The organism is Streptomyces sp. 8N114, from assembly GCF_052245835.1.
Classification (GTDB): Bacteria; Actinomycetota; Actinomycetes; order Streptomycetales; family Streptomycetaceae; genus Streptomyces.
The window spans coordinates 613,468-629,668 of sequence record NZ_JBQQBT010000001.1 but is presented as its reverse complement, the minus strand read 5'-3'; the positions used below and the strand labels follow the sequence as shown (position 1 = coordinate 629,668).

Genomic DNA, 16,201 nt, shown 5'->3' with positions numbered 1-16,201 from the left:
CTGTGGCCCCGCCCGAAGTCATGTGCGGGGTTTCCGCGCTGGTTGGCCCGTACGAGTGGCGCGGGTGCGCAACGGCAAGGGGCGCGCCCCCGCAGCCCACGGCGGGCTGCTCCGCACGAGTGGCATATGTGCTCCGTACGTCGTGTCTTCCCGGTCTCAGGCGTGGGCTCGCTTTCAGTGGGGCGAAAAGATGTGATGAGCCGCCAAAACCGCCGAAAGTGGATGTACGCGGACGCGCGGCCAGCCCCGGAGGTTTCAGCATGCGAGCCGTCCCAGCCGAATCACGAAGGCCCCCGAGGCCGCCACAGCCAGGGGAGCCCCTCAGCCGTGCCGCGACCGTCCGGCCCCGCCGGAGCCGGCGCTGGACGGCGGCGCTCGTCACCGGTCTGCTGCTGCCACTGCCGCTGGCGGCCTGCGGCGGCTCGGACTCGCAGGACGCCGAGACCAACACCGGCAGCGGCTCGGCGGACAGCGGCGGCGACGTACGCGCCACCGAGCGGCAGCAGGTCGCCTCCGGCGGCACCGTGCGCTGGGCGGTGGACGCGGCGCCCACCACTTTCAACGTCTTCCAGCCTGACTCGGCCGAGGCCACCAAGCGGGTCGCCGCCGCCACCCTGCCCACGCTGTTCACCCTCGACGAGCGCGGCCGGCCGCAGACCGACGAGAACTTTCTACGCGATGCCGAGGTCACGGAGACCGAGCCGCGGCAGACCGTCGTCTACAAGCTCAACCCGAAGGCCCGCTGGAGCGACGGCCGCCGGCTGGGCGCGGCGGACTTCCGTGCCCAGTGGAAGGCGCTGCGCGGCAAGAACAACGCCTACTGGACGGCGCGGAACGCCGGATACGACCGTATCCGGAAGGTCACCAAGGGTGAGGGTGCCGACGAGGTCAAGGTCGTCTTCGGCAAGCCCTACGCGGACTGGCGCTCGCTGTTCACGCCGCTCTACCCCAAGCAGGCCATGAGCAAGCCCAAGGTCTTCAACGACGGCATCCGCACCTCGCTGCCCGCGGCGGCCGGCCCGTTCCGCGTCGTCAAGGCGGGCAAGGACCGTGACCGTACGGTCCTCCAACGCAACCCGCGGTGGTGGGGCGAGCGCGCCAAGCTGGACCGCATCGTGCTGACGGCCGTACCCCGCGACAAGGCGGCCAAGGCGCTGGCGAAGGGGGAGGTGGACGTCGCCGATGTCAGCGCCGCGGCGGCCAAGCGGGTCGGCGCCGCGAACGGGCTCGGCGGCCCGGGGAGCCCGGACAGCGCCGAGGGTGCCAAGAACGCGCAGGACGCCAAGAAGCGCGAGGCCGAGCGGCGCGAGGCGCGCAAGCGGGAGGCCCGCAAGCGCTTCGGCGCCTCGGCGGCACGGCACCTGGGCAGATACGAGGTACGCCGGGCGCTGGACCCCGCCTACACCCAGCTCACCCTCAACGGCGCGGGCGGCCCCCTCGCCGACGAGCGGGTACGCCGCGCGGTGGCCCGCGCCATCGACCGGGACGAGCTGGCCGGGAAGGCGTTCGACGGAACGGGGCTGCCGGACAAGCCCCTCGGCAGCCATCTGCGGATGACCAACCAGGACGGCTACCAGGACAACAGCGGCGACTTCGGCAGCGCGGACGTCGACTCCGCGCAGTCCCTGCTGGCCGACGCGGGCTGGAAGACCGGCGGCCTTGGCGGGGCGGGCGCCGACGAGTCCGCCGAGAACGCCCACGCAGCGCCCAAGGGGGAGAAGGCACAGGACAAGGGGGAGAAGGGGGAGAAGAAGGAGAAGCGGGCTGACGGCGGGCCCGCCGAGCCGTCCGCCGCGGACGGCTCCCCCGACGCGGGGGGCGGCGCGCCCCACCGCGCGGAGGCCGAGTCGTCGGTCGTCCGGCTGACCGCCGCCCAGATCGCCCGGGTCGTCGACAAACCGCTGGGCCTCTCCGTCTCGGCCACGGCCCAGCGGGGCGCCATCCTCGCGCAGGCCGCGCACTCCAGCCTCGCCTCCGCCAGACAAGCCGGCTCCGAGCGCAAGCTGAGCCGCGCCAGGGCGGCGCTGGAGACGGCCGAAACGGTGCAGGCGACGGCCCGGGAACTGCGGCTGCTGGCGGGCGACCCGGCCAGCGCGGTGCGCAGCAAGGACGGCAAGCCCCTCGCACTGCGGTTCGTCCTGCCGGGCGGCAAGGGTTCCGCAGAGCTGAGGGACACCGGCAAGCGCATCGCACGGATGCTGAACGAGGTCGGCATCCGTACGCAGATCAAGGAAGTGTCCGGCGACAGCTACTTCAAGGACCACATCGCGGCGGGTGACTACGACCTGGCGCTGTACTCGTGGCCCGCGACGGCGTTCCCCGCCACCGAGGCGCGGCCGATCTTCGCCAAGCCGAGGCCCGCATCCGACGGCTCGCTGCAGGTCGAGCAGAACTACGCCCGCGTCGGTACCGACCGGATCGACCAGCTCTTCGAGCAGGCGGCGGGCGAGCTGGACGACGGAGAGCGCCAGGAGCTGATGCGGAAGGCCGACCAGCGGATCTGGGCGGTGTCCGGTTCACTGCCGCTCTACCAGCGACCCCAGCTGGTGGCGGCCAAGCGGAACCTGGTCAACGTGGGTGCCTTCGGCTTCTCCACCCCCGTCTACGAGGACATGGGCTACCGCAGGAGCTGAGCCACCCTGGCCCCGCCCCACCGAGCGCCGGACGGACCGCACAGCGGCCCCGTCCGGCGCTTCGCGCGACGGCCCGTACCATGGTTGACGAGGCCGCGGCGAGCCATGCCCGGCGTCAGGGAGCGCGGACCGGCCGCACAGGCGGTCGCGCGGCCCGATCCGCCAACCCGGGAGACACCCCCCAGTGCCCACGCGCCACGACATCCGAAACGTCGCTATCGTCGCCCACGTCGACCACGGCAAGACGACCCTGGTCGACGCCATGCTCAAGCAGGCCGGTGCCTTCGCGGCCCACCAGCTCGAATCCGTCGACGACCGGGTGATGGACTCCAACGACCTGGAGCGCGAGAAGGGCATCACCATTCTCGCCAAGAACACCGCGGTCAAGTACCACCCCAAGGACGGCGGCGAGCCGGTCACCATCAACATCATCGACACCCCCGGCCACGCCGACTTCGGTGGCGAGGTCGAGCGCGGGCTGTCGATGGTGGACGCGGTCGTGCTGCTGGTGGACGCCTCCGAGGGCCCCCTGCCGCAGACCCGCTTCGTGCTCCGCAAGGCGCTCCAGGCGCGGCTCCCGGTCATCCTGTGCGTCAACAAGACGGACCGGCCCGACGCCCGGATCTCCGAGGTGGTGGACGAGACCTACGACCTCTTCCTCGACCTGGACGCGGACGAGGAGCAGATCGAGTTCCCCATCGTCTACGCCTGCGCCCGCGACGGCATCGCCTCGCTGACCCAGCCCGCCGACGGCGCGGTGCCCGCGGACAGCGACAGCCTGGAGCCGTTCTTCAGCACGCTGCTGGAGACGGTGCCCGCGCCCACTTACGAGGAGAACGCGCCGCTCCAGGCACACGTCACCAACCTGGACGCCGACAACTTCCTGGGCCGGATTGCGCTGCTTCGCGTCAAGGAGGGCTCGCTGAAGAAGGGCCAGACCGTGGCCTGGATGAAGCGGGACGGCTCCGTGCACAACGTGCGGATCACCGAGCTGCTGATGACCGAGGCGCTGACCCGCAAGCCCGCCGCCGAGGCCGGTCCCGGCGACATCTGCGCGGTCGCCGGCATTCCGGACATCATGATCGGCGAGACGCTCGCGGACGCCGAGAACCCGGTCGCGCTGCCGCTGATCACCGTGGACGAGCCGGCCATCTCCATGACCATCGGCACCAACACCTCGCCGCTGGTGGGCAAGGGCGGCAAGGGGCACAAGGTCACCGCGCGGCTGGTCAAGGACCGGCTGGACCGCGAGCTGATCGGTAACGTCTCGCTGCGGGTGCTGCCCACCGAGCGTCCCGACGCCTGGGAGGTGCAGGGCCGCGGTGAGCTGGCGCTGGCCATCCTGGTCGAGACGATGCGCCGGGAGGGCTTCGAGCTGACCGTCGGCAAGCCGGAGGTCGTCACCCGCGAGATAGACGGCAAGCTGCACGAGCCGGTCGAGCGGATGACGATCGACGCCCCCGAGGAGCACCTGGGCGCCATCACCCAGCTCATGGCGAGCCGCAAGGGCCGGATGGAGACCATGACCAACCACGGCTCCGGCTGGGTGCGCATGGAGTGGCTCGTCCCCTCCCGCGGGCTGATCGGCTTCCGTACGGAGTTCCTGACCGAGACCCGCGGCACCGGCATCGCGCACTCGATCTTCGAGGGGCACGAGCCGTGGTTCGGCGAGCTGCGGACGCGGCGCAGCGGGTCGCTGGTGGCGGACCGCTCCGGGACCGCGACGCCGTTCGCGATGATGAACCTCCAGGAGCGCGGGACCATCTTCATCGAGCCTGGCACCGAGGTGTACGAGGGCATGATCGTCGGGGAGAACTCCCGCTCCGACGACATGGACGTCAACATCACCAAGGAGAAGAAGCTCACCAACATGCGGGCCGCCTCCGCCGATACGACGGAGAACCTGGTGCCGCCGCGGAAGCTCTCCCTGGAGCAGGCGCTGGAGTTCTGCCGCGAGGACGAGTGCATCGAGGTGACGCCGGAGACGGTGCGCATCCGGAAGGTCAACCTGGACATGAAGGAGCGGGCCCGCGCCGCCGCTCGCGCGAAGCGGTAGCCGGACGTCGGGGTTGCGGAGCGCTGTGATGCGGCCGGACCCTCGCCGCGTTGGTTGCGCGCCGTAGCGGCCGGATTGAACATGAAGGGGGCCCACCCTGGCGGGTGGGCCCCCTTCGTGCATCCCGGGGCGGCCCCCGAATGGGTGCCGGGGGGTGGGGTGGTGGGCAAGGCAGCCAGGCATATGGTGTCAAAAGGTGTTATGTGGGTGGGAGGCGTACTCGGACCCCCAGCGCACCCAGGAGGCACCCATGTGTGGAGCCACCCGCACCACCATGACCAGGCGGGCGCTCGCCGCCGCCGGGGCGGTCGCTCTGACGGCAACGGCGTGCGGCGGCGGCTCGAGCGCCGGGAGTGCCGCGGGCGGCGCGCAGAGCGGGGTCGTACGGGCGTTCTGGACCGATCCGCAGCATCCGGTCGAGCCCGCCAACACCAATGAGGTGCAGGGCGGCAAGGTCCTCGACATGATTTCCCGAGGGCTGAAGAAGTACAACCCGACCACGGGCGAGGCCGAGAACGCGGTCGCCGAATCCATCGAGTCCGACGACCAGCGGAACTTCACCGTCAAGCTGAAGAAGGGCTGGAAGTTCTCCGACGGCACACCCGTGACGGCCAAGTCCTTCGTGGACGCCTGGAACTACGGGGCACTGGTCACCAACAAGCAGATCAACTCGTACTTCTTCCAGTACATCGAGGGCTACGAGGACGTTCACCCCGAGAAGGGGAAGCCCAAGGCGAAGAAGCTGTCCGGGCTGAAAGTGCAGGACGACCGCACCTTCACGGTGAAGCTCAGCCAGAAGTTCTCCCTCTGGCCGCAGACCCTCGGATACAGCGCCTACGCACCACTGCCGAAGTCGTTCTTCACCGACCACGGCGGCTGGCTGAAGAAGCCCGTCGGAAACGGCCCGTACAAGGTGGACTCCTACACCAAGGGCCAGTCGATGCAGCTCTCCCGGAACAAGTACTACGCCGGGAAGGACAAGCCCCGGAACAAGGGCGTCGAGCTGAAGGTCTACACCGACCAGAACACCGGCTACACGGATCTGCAGGCCGGAAATCTGGACGTCGTCGACGAACTCCCCGCCGCGCAGCTCAAGAACGCCAAGCGGGACCTGAACGGCCGCTACATCAACCAGCCCGCGGGCATCACCCAGACCATCTCCTTCCCCATGTACGACAAGAAGTGGCAGAGCAAGAAGGCCGCGATGGTGCGCCGCGGACTCTCCAAGGCGATCGACCGGAGAGAGGTGACCGACAAGATCTACCACGGCACCCGCGAACCCGCGACCGATCTGACCTCCCCCGTGCTGAAGACCACCGGCGGCTACAAGCCCGGACTCTGCGGCGATGCGTGCAAATACGACCCCAAGGGCGCGAAGAAGCTCATCAAACAGGGCGGCGGGCTGCCCGGCGGAAAGATCACCCTGACCTCCAACGTCGACACCGGCTCACACCGGCAGTGGATGGAGGCCGTCTGCAACAGCATCAACCGAACGCTCGGCAAGAACAACGCCTGCACAGTCAACCCGGTGCCGACGTTCAGCGAATTCCGCTCCGACATCTCCGACAAGAAGATGAAGGGCATGTTCCGGACCGGCTGGCAGATGGACTATCCACTCATCCAGAACTTCATCCAGCCCATCTACTACACGGACGCCTCCTCCAACGACTCAGGCTTCTCCGAGTCCAAGGTCGACCAGCTCATCGACAAGGCGAACGAGGCCACCGCCGAGAAGTCCGCCGTCGGCCTCTTCCAGCAGGCGGAGAAGCGCATCATGGACGCCTTCCCCTCGATTCCGCTGTGGTACCAGAACGGGAACGCCGGATACTCCAGCCGCGTCAGCAACGTCAGACTCAACCCCTTTTCCGTACCGGTCTTCACCGACATCAAGGTCAAGTGAGCCGCAGTGGGGCGCTACGTCACCAGACGACTGCTCCAGATGATCCCGGTCTTCGCCGGGACCACCTTCCTCATCTTCGTGATGGTGTACGCCGTCGGGGACCCGGTCAACGCGATGTTCGGGGAGCGGGCTCCCGACCCGGCCACCGCTCAGCAATTGCGCAAGGAATTCAACCTGGACAAGCCCATCTGGCAGCAGTACGGGCTCTACATGGGCAAGATCTTCACCGGTGACTTCGGGAACGCGTTCACCGGGCAGCCGGTGACGGAGCTGATGGGCACGGCCTTTCCCATCACGATCCGGCTCGCTGTCGTGGCCATCGTCTTCGAGATCATCTTCGGCATCGTGCTGGGCGTGGTCACCGGGCTGCGGCGCGGGCGGCCGGTCGACTCCGGGGTACTGATGCTGACCCTCGTCGTCATCTCCGTACCGACGTTCGTGACCGGCAGCCTCGCGCAGTATCTGCTCGGTGTGAAATGGGGCTTGATCTCCCCCGCGGTCTCGCCTGCGGCGCCGGTGGGTGAGTTGCTGCTGCCCGGCCTCGTCCTCGCGCTGGTCTCGCTCGCCTACGTCACCCGGCTTACCCGGACGTCGATCGCGGAGAACGCCCGTGCCGACTATGTGCGGACCGCCATCGCAAAAGGGCTGTCGCGGCGACGGGTGACGGTGCGGCATCTGCTGCGCAATTCGTTGATCCCCGTCGTCACCTTTCTGGGTACGGACGTCGGCAACTTGATGGCCGGGGCGCTGGTGACCGAGCGGATCTTCAACATCCAGGGCGTGGGCTTTCAGCTGTGGCAGGGCATCGTCCGGCAGAACTCGCCCACCGTCGTCGGTTTCGTGACCATCCTCGTCATCGTCTTTCTCCTCGCGAACCTGCTTGTCGATCTGTTGTACGCGGTGCTTGACCCGAGGATCCGCTATGCGTAATCCCCCCACCCACCCTTACCTCGCCGACGGCGGCTTTCCCGCTCTTGCAGAGGCGGAAAGAGAGGGGGCTCCGTGACAGGGACGCCTGCTGTCGAGCTGGCCGAGGAGGAGGGGGAAGGGGGTGAGGGCGCGCCGCTGCCCCCCGTACCGGGGCCGGGCCGCGCACGGAGTCTGTGGTCCGACGCGTGGTACGACCTGCGCCGCAACCCGGTGTTCGTGATTGCGGGGCTCCTCATCACGTTTCTGGTGCTCATCTCGATCTGGCCGGGCCTCATCGCCTCGCGGGACCCGCTCTCCTGCCGACTCGGCCGCTCCCTCGACCCGTCCTCGGCGGGGCACTGGTTCGGTTTCGACACGCAGGGCTGCGACGTCTATACGCGGGTCGTCTACGGGGCCCGTACGTCGGTGACGGTCGGCGTCTGCGCCACGGCGGGGGTCGCGGTGCTGGGCAGCCTGCTGGGCGGGCTCGCCGGGTTCTTCGGCGGGATGTGGGACGCGTTGCTCTCCCGCGTCACCGACATCTTCTTCGGCATCCCGATCGTGCTGGGCGGTCTGGTGTTCCTCTCCATGACCGGCAGCCGTTCCGTATGGACGGTGGTCACCTTCATCGTGCTGCTGGGCTGGCCGCAGGTGGCCCGTATCGCGCGTGGCTCCGTCATCACCGTGAAGCAGAACGACTACGTACAGGCGGCACGGGCCCTGGGCGCCGGGAATGTGCGGATGATGGTGCGGCACATTCTGCCGAACGCCGTCGCACCGGTGATCGTGACCGCGACCATCGCGCTGGGCACCTACATCTCGCTGGAGGCCACGCTCAGTTATCTCGGCGTCGGGCTCCAGCCGCCCACCGTCTCCTGGGGTGCGGACATCTCGGCGGCCTCCCAGGGCATGCAGTTCCGCAACGCGCCGCACATCCTGCTCTATCCGGCCGCCGCGCTCAGCCTCACCGTGCTGGCGTTCATCATGCTCGGCGACGCGGTGCGCGACGCCCTCGACCCGAAGCTGAGGTGAGCGCGGTGAGCCTGCTGGAAGTGCGTGACCTGCATGTCGAGTTCCGTACCCGGGACGGTGTGGCCCAGGCCGTCAACGGCGTGAGCTACAGCGTCGAGGCGGGGGAGACGCTGGCGGTGCTGGGCGAGTCGGGATCGGGCAAGTCGGTGACCGCGCAGGCGATCATGGGCATCCTCGACATGCCACCGGGCCGGATCACGGGCGGAGAGATCATCTTCCAGGGGCGGGACCTGCTGGAGCTCCCCGAGGAGCAGCGGCGGAAGATCCGCGGCTCGAAGATGGCGATGATCTTCCAGGACGCGCTCTCGGCGCTCAATCCGGTGCTGACGGTGGGCTATCAGCTGGGCGAGATGTTCCGCGTCCACCAGGGCCTGAGCCGCAAGGAGGCCAAGGCCCGGGCCGTGGAGCTGATGGAGCGGGTACGTATCCCTGCGGCGCGGCAGCGGGTGGGGGACTTTCCGCACCAGTTCAGCGGGGGCATGCGGCAGCGGATCATGATCGCGATGGCGCTGGCGCTGGAGCCGGACCTGATCATCGCGGACGAGCCGACGACGGCGCTGGACGTGACCGTGCAGGCGCAGGTGATGGAGCTGCTGGCCGAGCTGCAGCGGGAATTCACCATGGGGCTCATCCTCATCACCCATGATCTGGGCGTGGTCGCGGACGTGGCCGACAAGATCGCGGTGATGTACGCGGGCCGCATCGTCGAGACGGCTCCGGTCGGGGAGATCTACCGGGCACCCGCGCACCCGTACACCAAGGGCCTGCTCGACTCGATCCCGCGCCTGGACCAGAAGGGGCAGCAGCTCGACGTCATCCGGGGGATGCCGCCCAGCCTGCTGGAGATCCCGCCCGCCTGCGCCTACAACCCGCGCTGCCCCATGGCACGCGCCATGTGCCGGATGGACGAGCCGCCGTTGTACGAGGTCTCCGGACAGCGGCGCAGCGCCTGCCACTTCTGGGAGGAGATGTTCGATGCACGCTGACGGCTCGGGGCGCAGCCTGGTCCGGGAGGAAGGCTGGGAGGCGCGGATGCTGCTGACGAGCTCCCGGGCCCAGAAGGCGCGCGCGGGGCGGGAGACCCTCCTGGAGGTGCGGGACCTGGTCAAGCACTTCCCGCTGACGCAGGGCGTCCTCCTCAAGCGGCAGATCGGTGCTGTCATGGCCGTCGACGGGATCTCCTTCGACCTGCACGAGGGGGAGACGCTGGGCATCGTGGGCGAGTCCGGCTGCGGCAAGTCGACCGTCGCCAAGCTGGTCACCCATCTCGAACAGCCCACCGCGGGCACCATCCGCTACAAGGGCGACGACATCACCAAGCTGTCCGGGCGGGGACTGAAGGCGCTGCGGCGGAACATTCAGATGGTGTTCCAGGACCCGTACACGTCGTTGAATCCGCGGATGACGGTGGGCGACATCGTGGGGGAGCCGTTCGACATCCATCCGGAGGTGGCGCCGAAGGGGGACCGGCGGCGGAAGGTGCAGGAGCTGCTGGACGTGGTCGGGCTCAATCCCGAGTACATCAACCGGTATCCGCATCAGTTCAGCGGCGGTCAGCGGCAGCGGATCGGGATCGCGCGGGGGCTGGCGCTGCGTCCGGAGATCATCGTGGCCGATGAGCCGGTCTCCGCGCTGGATGTGTCGGTGCAGGCGCAGGTGGTCAATCTGATGGACCGGTTGCAGGACGAGTTCGGGCTGTCCTACATGTTCATCGCCCACGACCTGTCCATCGTCCGGCACATCTCCGACCGTGTCGCCGTGATGTATCTCGGCAAGATCGTGGAGATCGGCACCGAGACCGAGATCTACGAGCACCCGACGCACCCCTACACCCAGGCGCTGCTGTCGGCCGTCCCCGTACCCGACCCGCAGACGGAGGTGGGGCGGGAGCGCATCGTGCTGGAAGGCGACGTGCCCTCGCCGGCGAACCCGCCCTCGGGCTGTCGCTTCCGCACCCGCTGCTGGAAGGCCCAGCAGCGCTGTGCCGAGGAGGAGCCGGCCCTGGCTGTGCCGGAGAGCTTCGCCGACACCCTCCCGGACCAGCCTGTGCACCACCCCTCGGCCTGCCATTTCGCCGCCGAGCGCACCGCGGTGGTCCCCCCGGCGGTCGGCTGAGACCCAGACCGCCGGTCGTCAGGTCTGCGGCGCGCGTCCGTAGGAGGCGCTACCGCCCTGATACGGCGAGACGGTACGGCCCTCGCGCTGCTCGCCGCGAGCGAGCGCCAGCAGTACGCCGCAGCCGACCGCGATCTCGAACAGGCTGGTGAGCAAACGTAGCTGCCCCTCGAAGCCGAGGTCGCCGAAGTGCTCGAACAGCTCCATCTTGATGCCGTACGCCACGGCGAAGACGCCGAGGGCGAGCAGCGGTGCGGCGACGATCAGTCCGAGCGGGCGGGAGAAAGGCGCACCCGCCAGCGCCGCGACCGCGGCCGCCAGGCAGAGGAGGACCACCGCCCACAGCACCCAGCTGGAGGGGGCGTCCAGCAGCCGCACGGTGTACCGCTCGCCGGTCAGCATCTGCTCGTAGCGGTCCCAGCCGTTCTGCTGCCACGCGCGAATCTCCCACGCGGCGAGCACCACGCCACCGGAACCCAGCAGCAGGAAGGCGGCCACGGCCCCGCCCCGGGTGGGGCCGGCAGGGGCCTCGTCGGCCGGGTCGGAGGTGGCCGCGAGGCCGTAGCCGTCGGAGGAGGAGCCGTACCCGGCGGGCAGGTGGGGGCGGCGGCCCGCGACGGCCGTGATGATCAGTACGACCCCGATGACGACCGCCGCGATGCTGCTGAACAGCACCTTGCTCAGCAGCCCGTCCGGGACGCCCTGCATCCAGTCGGCGTTGAGGTTCCACAGGCCGGGGGTACGTACCGCCACCGTCAGCAGCCCCGTGCACGTCAGTATCGCCGCGGACGAGGAGGAGCGGTACGCCGTCACGGCGGCGACCGAGTACAGCAGCAGGAGCATCGGTTCGAGGAACGAGGTGACCCACACACCGTCCGCGGCGCGGGCCGGCAGCCCGGCCCAGTTCCACCAGACGTCGATGACCTCATGAGCCTTGGTGAAGTCCCGGATGATCCACGCGAGACTGACCAGCGCAAGCGCGGCCGTCAGCAATGATCCGAAGGCACGCGCCCCGCGCACCAGCGTTCTGTCCTGGCCCATGGCTCGGCCCCCCGTTTGTGCGGTGTCGCGACGTACCCAGATCTACCCGTGTCTACCTGTGATCGCCGTCCGGCTACAAGCTTCCCCTGTGCCACGACGCACGCCATTGCGACCGCGCGCCAATGTTCGCACGGTGCGCATCGCTCGCGCATGAGAACGCCACGAAACCCGCCGGACGGGGGAGTTGGGAGCCGTACGCACTTCAGGGCAGCTGATTCGGATATCGGTGAGACGACGGCTACGTTGCGGGTTTGTTAAGGCGCTTCCTTGGTACTTATGCCGTTATGTCTGTCGGGCGCCTGTGATGTCAAGCACGTTGCGACCTCGATCTGCGCAACGTTCGCTCAAGAAAGCGGTGGACGGTGTTCAGCTGGGCCAACCCCTCTTGACTGGTGCGTAATTGACTTGCGAAAGTCCGGCTCAACCCACCCGCATCACGCCCAACGATTCGGGTTCCGGCGAGATTTGAGCGCGGGAGCACACACGCGATGACAAGTCCTTCCCAGGCTGCGACAGCCGGGGCCGACACCCCTGGCCCCGACGACGCGGGTCTGCGTTCTACGCGAGTTGCCAAGGAGGGTGAACTCGCGGGCCGATCCCCCGGCCAGCTCATGTGGCTGCGCTTCAAGCGTGACCGCACAGGCGTGATCTCGGCGTGCATCGTGCTCGCCTTCTTCCTGGTCGCGGCGCTGGCCCCGGTCATCTCCAAGCTCTACGGCAAGGACCCCTACACCCGCTACGGCGAGTTGGATCCGACCCTGCTGAACGACAACTCCTATCCGGTGAAGCCCAACGGAGGCATCGACAGCGAGTTCTGGTTCGGGCTGGAGCCGGGGCTGGGCCGGGACGTGTTCACGCAGCTGATCTACGGGATCCGCACCTCGCTCTCGCTCGCCCTGGTGGTCACCCTGCTCTCGGTGATCACCGCCATCGTCATCGGCGTCGCGGGCGGCTACTTCGGGGGGAGGGTCGACTACTTCCTCGGCCGGTTCACCGACCTGATGATGTCCTTCCCCAACCAGCTGTTCTTCGTGGCGTTCACGCCGGTCGTCGGGGCCCTGCTGGTTCCCACAGAGGACGAGATGCCGACCTGGCTGCGCGCCTGCGTGATCATCTACGTGATGTGGCTGCTGGGTTGGATGACCCTGGCGCGCCTGCTGCGCGGCCAGACGCTGTCACTGCGGGAGCGGGAGTTCATCGAGGCCGCGAAGGTCGCCGGTACGCCGCCGGGGCGCATCGTCCGCAAGGAACTGCTGCCGAACCTGGTGACACCGATCCTGGTGCAGTCCACCTACATGCTGCCGAACAACGTCACCGCCATCGCGGGGCTCTCCTTCCTCGGCGTCGGCCTGCTGGAGCCCACCCCCGACTGGGGGCGGATGTTCGCCAAGGGCGCCGAGGTGTACCAGAGCGACATCACCTACATGTTCTTCCCGGGCGGCGCGATGGTGATCTTCATCCTCGCCTTCAACCTGCTCGGGGACTCGGTCAGGGACGCGTTCGACCCGAAGTCGGGCCGATGAGGGCCAGGCGCGACCGAGTGGTGGGGGGTGCTGCCACCCCGTACGGCATCAGTCAGGCAGCGACGGACAACCGACAGGCAGGTGCAGACACCACCATGAGCAGAGTGAGCATACGCACGGCGCGTGCGTCCCTCGCGGCGGTCGCCGCCGGCGCGCTGTTCCTCACCGGCTGCAGCAGCGGCGGAGGCGGCGGGGACGAAGGGGACACGAAGGCCAAGAAGCAGGGCGAGGACGTCTCCTACTCCTTCGCGGACGAGGCCGCCTCCAAGGGCCCGGCCCCCGCCGTCAAGGGCAGCCGCAAGGGCGGCACCGTCAAGGTGCTGCAGCGCGACAGCTTCGCGCATCTGGACCCGGCCCAGATCTACGTCAGCGACGAGCAGGCCATGGCCCGACTTGTCCACCGCGGGCTGACCACCTACAAGCGCTCCAGCTCCGACAAGTACGAGGTCGTCGGCGATCTGGCCACCGACAGCGGCAAGAAGTCGGACGGCGGCAAGACCTGGACGTACAAGCTCAAGGACGGCATTAAGTTCGAGGACGGCTCGGCCATCACCTCGAAGGACATCCGCCACTCCATCGAGCGCACGTTCGCGCCCTTCATCACCGAGGGCCCCACCTTCGTCCAGCAGTGGCTGGCCGACACCGGCGGCACCGACTACCGCAAGCTGCTCAAGGACGGCCCCTACAAGGGCAAGCACCTGCCGGACAGCGTCCTGGAGACGCCGGACAAGAAGACGGTCGTCTTCCACTTCAAGAAGCCGCAGGCCGAGCTGCCCTACGCGCTGGCGATGGCCGGGTACGCGGTTGTCTCCGAGAAGAAGGACACCAAGGAGAAGTACGACAAGAAGCCGCTGGCCAGCGGCCCGTACAAGATCCAGTCCTTCAAGTCCGGCAAGAGCATGAAGCTCGTCCGCAACCCCGAGTGGGACCCCAAGACGGACCCGGGCCGGCACCAGTTCCCTGACGCCTTCGACATCCAGTTCGGAGTCTCCTTCGAGGACTCCACCAAGCGGCTGATGTCCGACGCGGGTGAGAACCAGACCGCCACCAGCTTCACCAACAGCGTCGACGCCTCCAGCATGCAGAAGGTGCGCAGCGACCAGAGCATCAAGAAGCGCTCGGTGTCCGGCTACCAGTCGTACGTCAGCTACATGAATATCAACGTGGACCGGATCAAGAACAAGAAGGTCCGCCAGGCCATTGCCTACGCGATGCCCAACCAGTCCATCGTCTCCGCGTTCGGCGGTGCCGGCGGCGGCGAGCTCGCGGGCAACTACGTCAGCCCGACGCTGGTGGGCCAGCAGCCGACCGACCCCTTCGGCAAGATCAAGAAGCCGCAGGGCGACGTCAAGAAGGCGGCCAAGCTCCTGAAGGAGTCCGGCAAGAAGGGCATGAAGCTCACCTTCGCCTACCAGAACGCGCCTGAATGGCAGCAGTTCTCCGTGGCCGCGACCCAGAACCTGGAGAAGGCCGGGTTCGACGTCCAGAAGAAGGACATCATCGCGGACACGTACTACGACCAGATCGGCAAGGTCAAGAACAACTACGACATCTACCACAACTCGTGGGGTGCCGACTGGCCGAGCGCCTCGACCGTGGTGCCGAACCTGTTCGACGGGCGGCAGGTCCAGGACGGTGCCGCGAACTACTCGCACCACAAGAACCCGAAGTTCGAGAAGGAGATGGACCGCATCCGGGCCATGTCCAACCCGAACGAGGCCGCCAAGGAATGGCAGAAGCTCGCGGACAAGATCCTCACCGAGGACGTCCCCGCCGTGCCGATGCACTACTACAAGACGATCCAGCTCTCCGGATCGAAGGTCGGCGGCTCCTACTTCGACGAGCAGCTGCACGACATCAACCCGGCGACGCTGTACGTGAAGAAGTAACGCCACGGCGCCGGCTCCGCCGCCCAGTCCCCGTGGGCCGGGCGGCGGAGCCCCCAGGCCGTTCCACCCTGTCCCGTACGTCTCGATCCCGCTGCCGCACGAGAGCTGCGTTCCGTCATGCTGCGATTTCTCATCCGCCGGTCGCTCGGCGCCGTGGTGATCCTGCTGATCATCAGCGCCGTGACCTTCTTCCTCTTCTACGCCGTTCCCAAGGACCCGGCAACGCTGGCCTGCGGCAAGAACTGCACGCCGGAAGCGCTCGCGATCATCCGCAAGAACATGGGCATCGACGAGCCGATCCCGGTGCAGTACTTCCACTTCATGGTCGGCATCGTCGCCGGGCGGCAGTTCGCCGCCGGTGACTGCCCGGCACCGTGCTTCGGTTACTCCTTCGCCAACCAGGACCCCGTCTGGGAGACCATCCTGGACCGCTTCCCGACCACCGTCTCGCTGACCGCCGGCGGTGCCGTGGTCTTCCTGACCATCGGTCTGGGTGCGGGCATGATCGCCGCCTGGAAGAAGGGCACGATCGTCGACAAGGTCTTCAGCTCGATGTCGCTGGTGCTCTCCTCGATGCAGATCTACTTCATCGGGCCGCTCGTGCTCGCGTTGGTGGTCTACAACCTCAATCTGCTGGACCAGCCCAAGTACGTGCCGCTGACGGAGGATCCGGCCGGCTGGTTCCTGGGGCTGCTGATCCCCTGGCTGGTCGTACAGATCATCTTCACCGCGAACTACACCCGGCTGTCCCGGTCCTCGATGATCGAACAGCTTCAGGAGGACCACGTCAGAACGGCGCGGGCCAAGGGCATGTCGGGGAAGTACGTCTTCTTCCGTTACGCCTGGCGGGGTTCGCTCATCCCCATCGTCACCATCTTCGGCGTCGACCTCGGCTCGCTGTTCGGCGGCGCGATGATCACCGAGTGGACGTTCTCACTGCCCGGGCTCGGCACCCTCGCGGTCCACTCGGTGCAGAACACCGACATCCCCATGGTGATGGGCGTGATGCTCTTCGCGGCCACTTTCATCATCCTCTTCAACATCATCGTGGACGCCGCCTACGCGTTCATCGACCCGCGCGTGCGACTGTCCTAGGAGAACCG

11 protein-coding genes are annotated in these 16,201 nt (G+C 68.0%); 10 read left to right on the top strand and 1 reads right to left on the bottom strand.

What is annotated here, in order from left to right:
* The first annotated feature begins 260 nt into the window (after positions 1-260).
* The 7 genes from ACTWQF_RS02795 to ACTWQF_RS02765 all read left to right on the top strand — a co-directional run bounded on the left by ACTWQF_RS02795 (position 261) and on the right by ACTWQF_RS02765 (position 10,645).
* Positions 261-2,633 carry an ABC transporter family substrate-binding protein gene (locus ACTWQF_RS02795; RefSeq protein ID WP_443276680.1) on the top strand — a complete coding sequence of 791 codons (2,373 nt, stop codon included), beginning with the start codon at positions 261-263 and terminating at the stop codon, positions 2,631-2,633.
* Between the two features lie 184 nt (positions 2,634-2,817).
* A complete protein-coding gene (gene typA, locus ACTWQF_RS02790) occupies positions 2,818-4,689 on the top strand; it encodes a translational GTPase TypA (protein ID WP_443276678.1) in 1,872 nt (623 codons plus the stop codon).
* 250 nt (positions 4,690-4,939) lie between these two features.
* Positions 4,940-6,589 (top strand): peptide ABC transporter substrate-binding protein, encoded by a 1,650-nt coding sequence (locus ACTWQF_RS02785; protein ID WP_443276676.1) that lies wholly within the window; start codon positions 4,940-4,942, stop codon positions 6,587-6,589.
* 6 nt (positions 6,590-6,595) lie between these two features.
* Complete coding sequence (locus ACTWQF_RS02780; RefSeq protein ID WP_443276674.1) at positions 6,596-7,519, top strand: ABC transporter permease; 924 nt, start codon at positions 6,596-6,598, stop codon at positions 7,517-7,519.
* Between the two features lie 72 nt (positions 7,520-7,591).
* The gene (locus tag ACTWQF_RS02775) at positions 7,592-8,530 is read left to right on the top strand and encodes an ABC transporter permease (RefSeq protein ID WP_443276672.1); all 939 of its coding nucleotides are present in this window, start codon (positions 7,592-7,594) and stop codon (positions 8,528-8,530) included.
* A 5-nt stretch (positions 8,531-8,535) separates the two neighbouring features.
* Positions 8,536-9,516, top strand: coding sequence for an ABC transporter ATP-binding protein (locus ACTWQF_RS02770; protein ID WP_443276670.1), 981 nt, complete (start codon positions 8,536-8,538; stop codon positions 9,514-9,516).
* Positions 9,506-10,645, top strand: a complete 1,140-nt coding sequence (locus ACTWQF_RS02765) for an ABC transporter ATP-binding protein (protein ID WP_443276668.1) — start codon at positions 9,506-9,508, stop codon at positions 10,643-10,645. Before ACTWQF_RS02770 ends, ACTWQF_RS02765 begins: the two co-directional genes overlap by 11 nt.
* 18 nt (positions 10,646-10,663) lie before the next feature.
* On the opposite strand, the gene ACTWQF_RS02760 is transcribed toward ACTWQF_RS02765, so the two are convergent.
* Positions 10,664-11,686, bottom strand: a complete 1,023-nt coding sequence (locus ACTWQF_RS02760) for a hypothetical protein (RefSeq protein ID WP_443276666.1) — start codon at positions 11,684-11,686, stop codon at positions 10,664-10,666.
* A 488-nt stretch (positions 11,687-12,174) separates the two neighbouring features.
* On the opposite strand from ACTWQF_RS02760, the gene ACTWQF_RS02755 reads away from it, so the two are divergent.
* The 3 genes from ACTWQF_RS02755 to ACTWQF_RS02745 all read left to right on the top strand — a co-directional run bounded on the left by ACTWQF_RS02755 (position 12,175) and on the right by ACTWQF_RS02745 (position 16,193).
* Complete coding sequence (locus ACTWQF_RS02755) at positions 12,175-13,209, top strand: ABC transporter permease (RefSeq protein WP_443276664.1); 1,035 nt, start codon at positions 12,175-12,177, stop codon at positions 13,207-13,209.
* Between the two features lie 95 nt (positions 13,210-13,304).
* Positions 13,305-15,098 (top strand): ABC transporter substrate-binding protein, encoded by a 1,794-nt coding sequence (locus tag ACTWQF_RS02750; protein WP_443276662.1) that lies wholly within the window; start codon positions 13,305-13,307, stop codon positions 15,096-15,098.
* Positions 15,099-15,215: 117 nt separating this feature from the next.
* Positions 15,216-16,193, top strand: coding sequence for an ABC transporter permease (locus ACTWQF_RS02745; protein WP_443276660.1), 978 nt, complete (start codon positions 15,216-15,218; stop codon positions 16,191-16,193).
* The last annotated feature ends 8 nt before the right edge of the window (positions 16,194-16,201 follow it).

Excerpts from the sequence above, each read along its gene's own strand:
- ACTWQF_RS02755 (WP_443276664.1), top strand. The coding sequence starts at position 12,175 with ATGACAAGTCCTTCCCAGGCTGCGACAGCCGGGGCCGACACCCCTGGC.
- ACTWQF_RS02760 (WP_443276666.1), bottom strand. The coding sequence starts at position 11,686 with ATGGGCCAGGACAGAACGCTGGTGCGCGGGGCGCGTGCCTTCGGATCA.
- ACTWQF_RS02795 (WP_443276680.1), top strand. The coding sequence starts at position 261 with ATGCGAGCCGTCCCAGCCGAATCACGAAGGCCCCCGAGGCCGCCACAG.
- ACTWQF_RS02785 (WP_443276676.1), top strand. The coding sequence starts at position 4,940 with ATGTGTGGAGCCACCCGCACCACCATGACCAGGCGGGCGCTCGCCGCC.
- ACTWQF_RS02745 (WP_443276660.1), top strand. The coding sequence starts at position 15,216 with ATGCTGCGATTTCTCATCCGCCGGTCGCTCGGCGCCGTGGTGATCCTG.
- ACTWQF_RS02765 (WP_443276668.1), top strand. The coding sequence starts at position 9,506 with ATGCACGCTGACGGCTCGGGGCGCAGCCTGGTCCGGGAGGAAGGCTGG.
- ACTWQF_RS02750 (WP_443276662.1), top strand. The coding sequence starts at position 13,305 with ATGAGCAGAGTGAGCATACGCACGGCGCGTGCGTCCCTCGCGGCGGTC.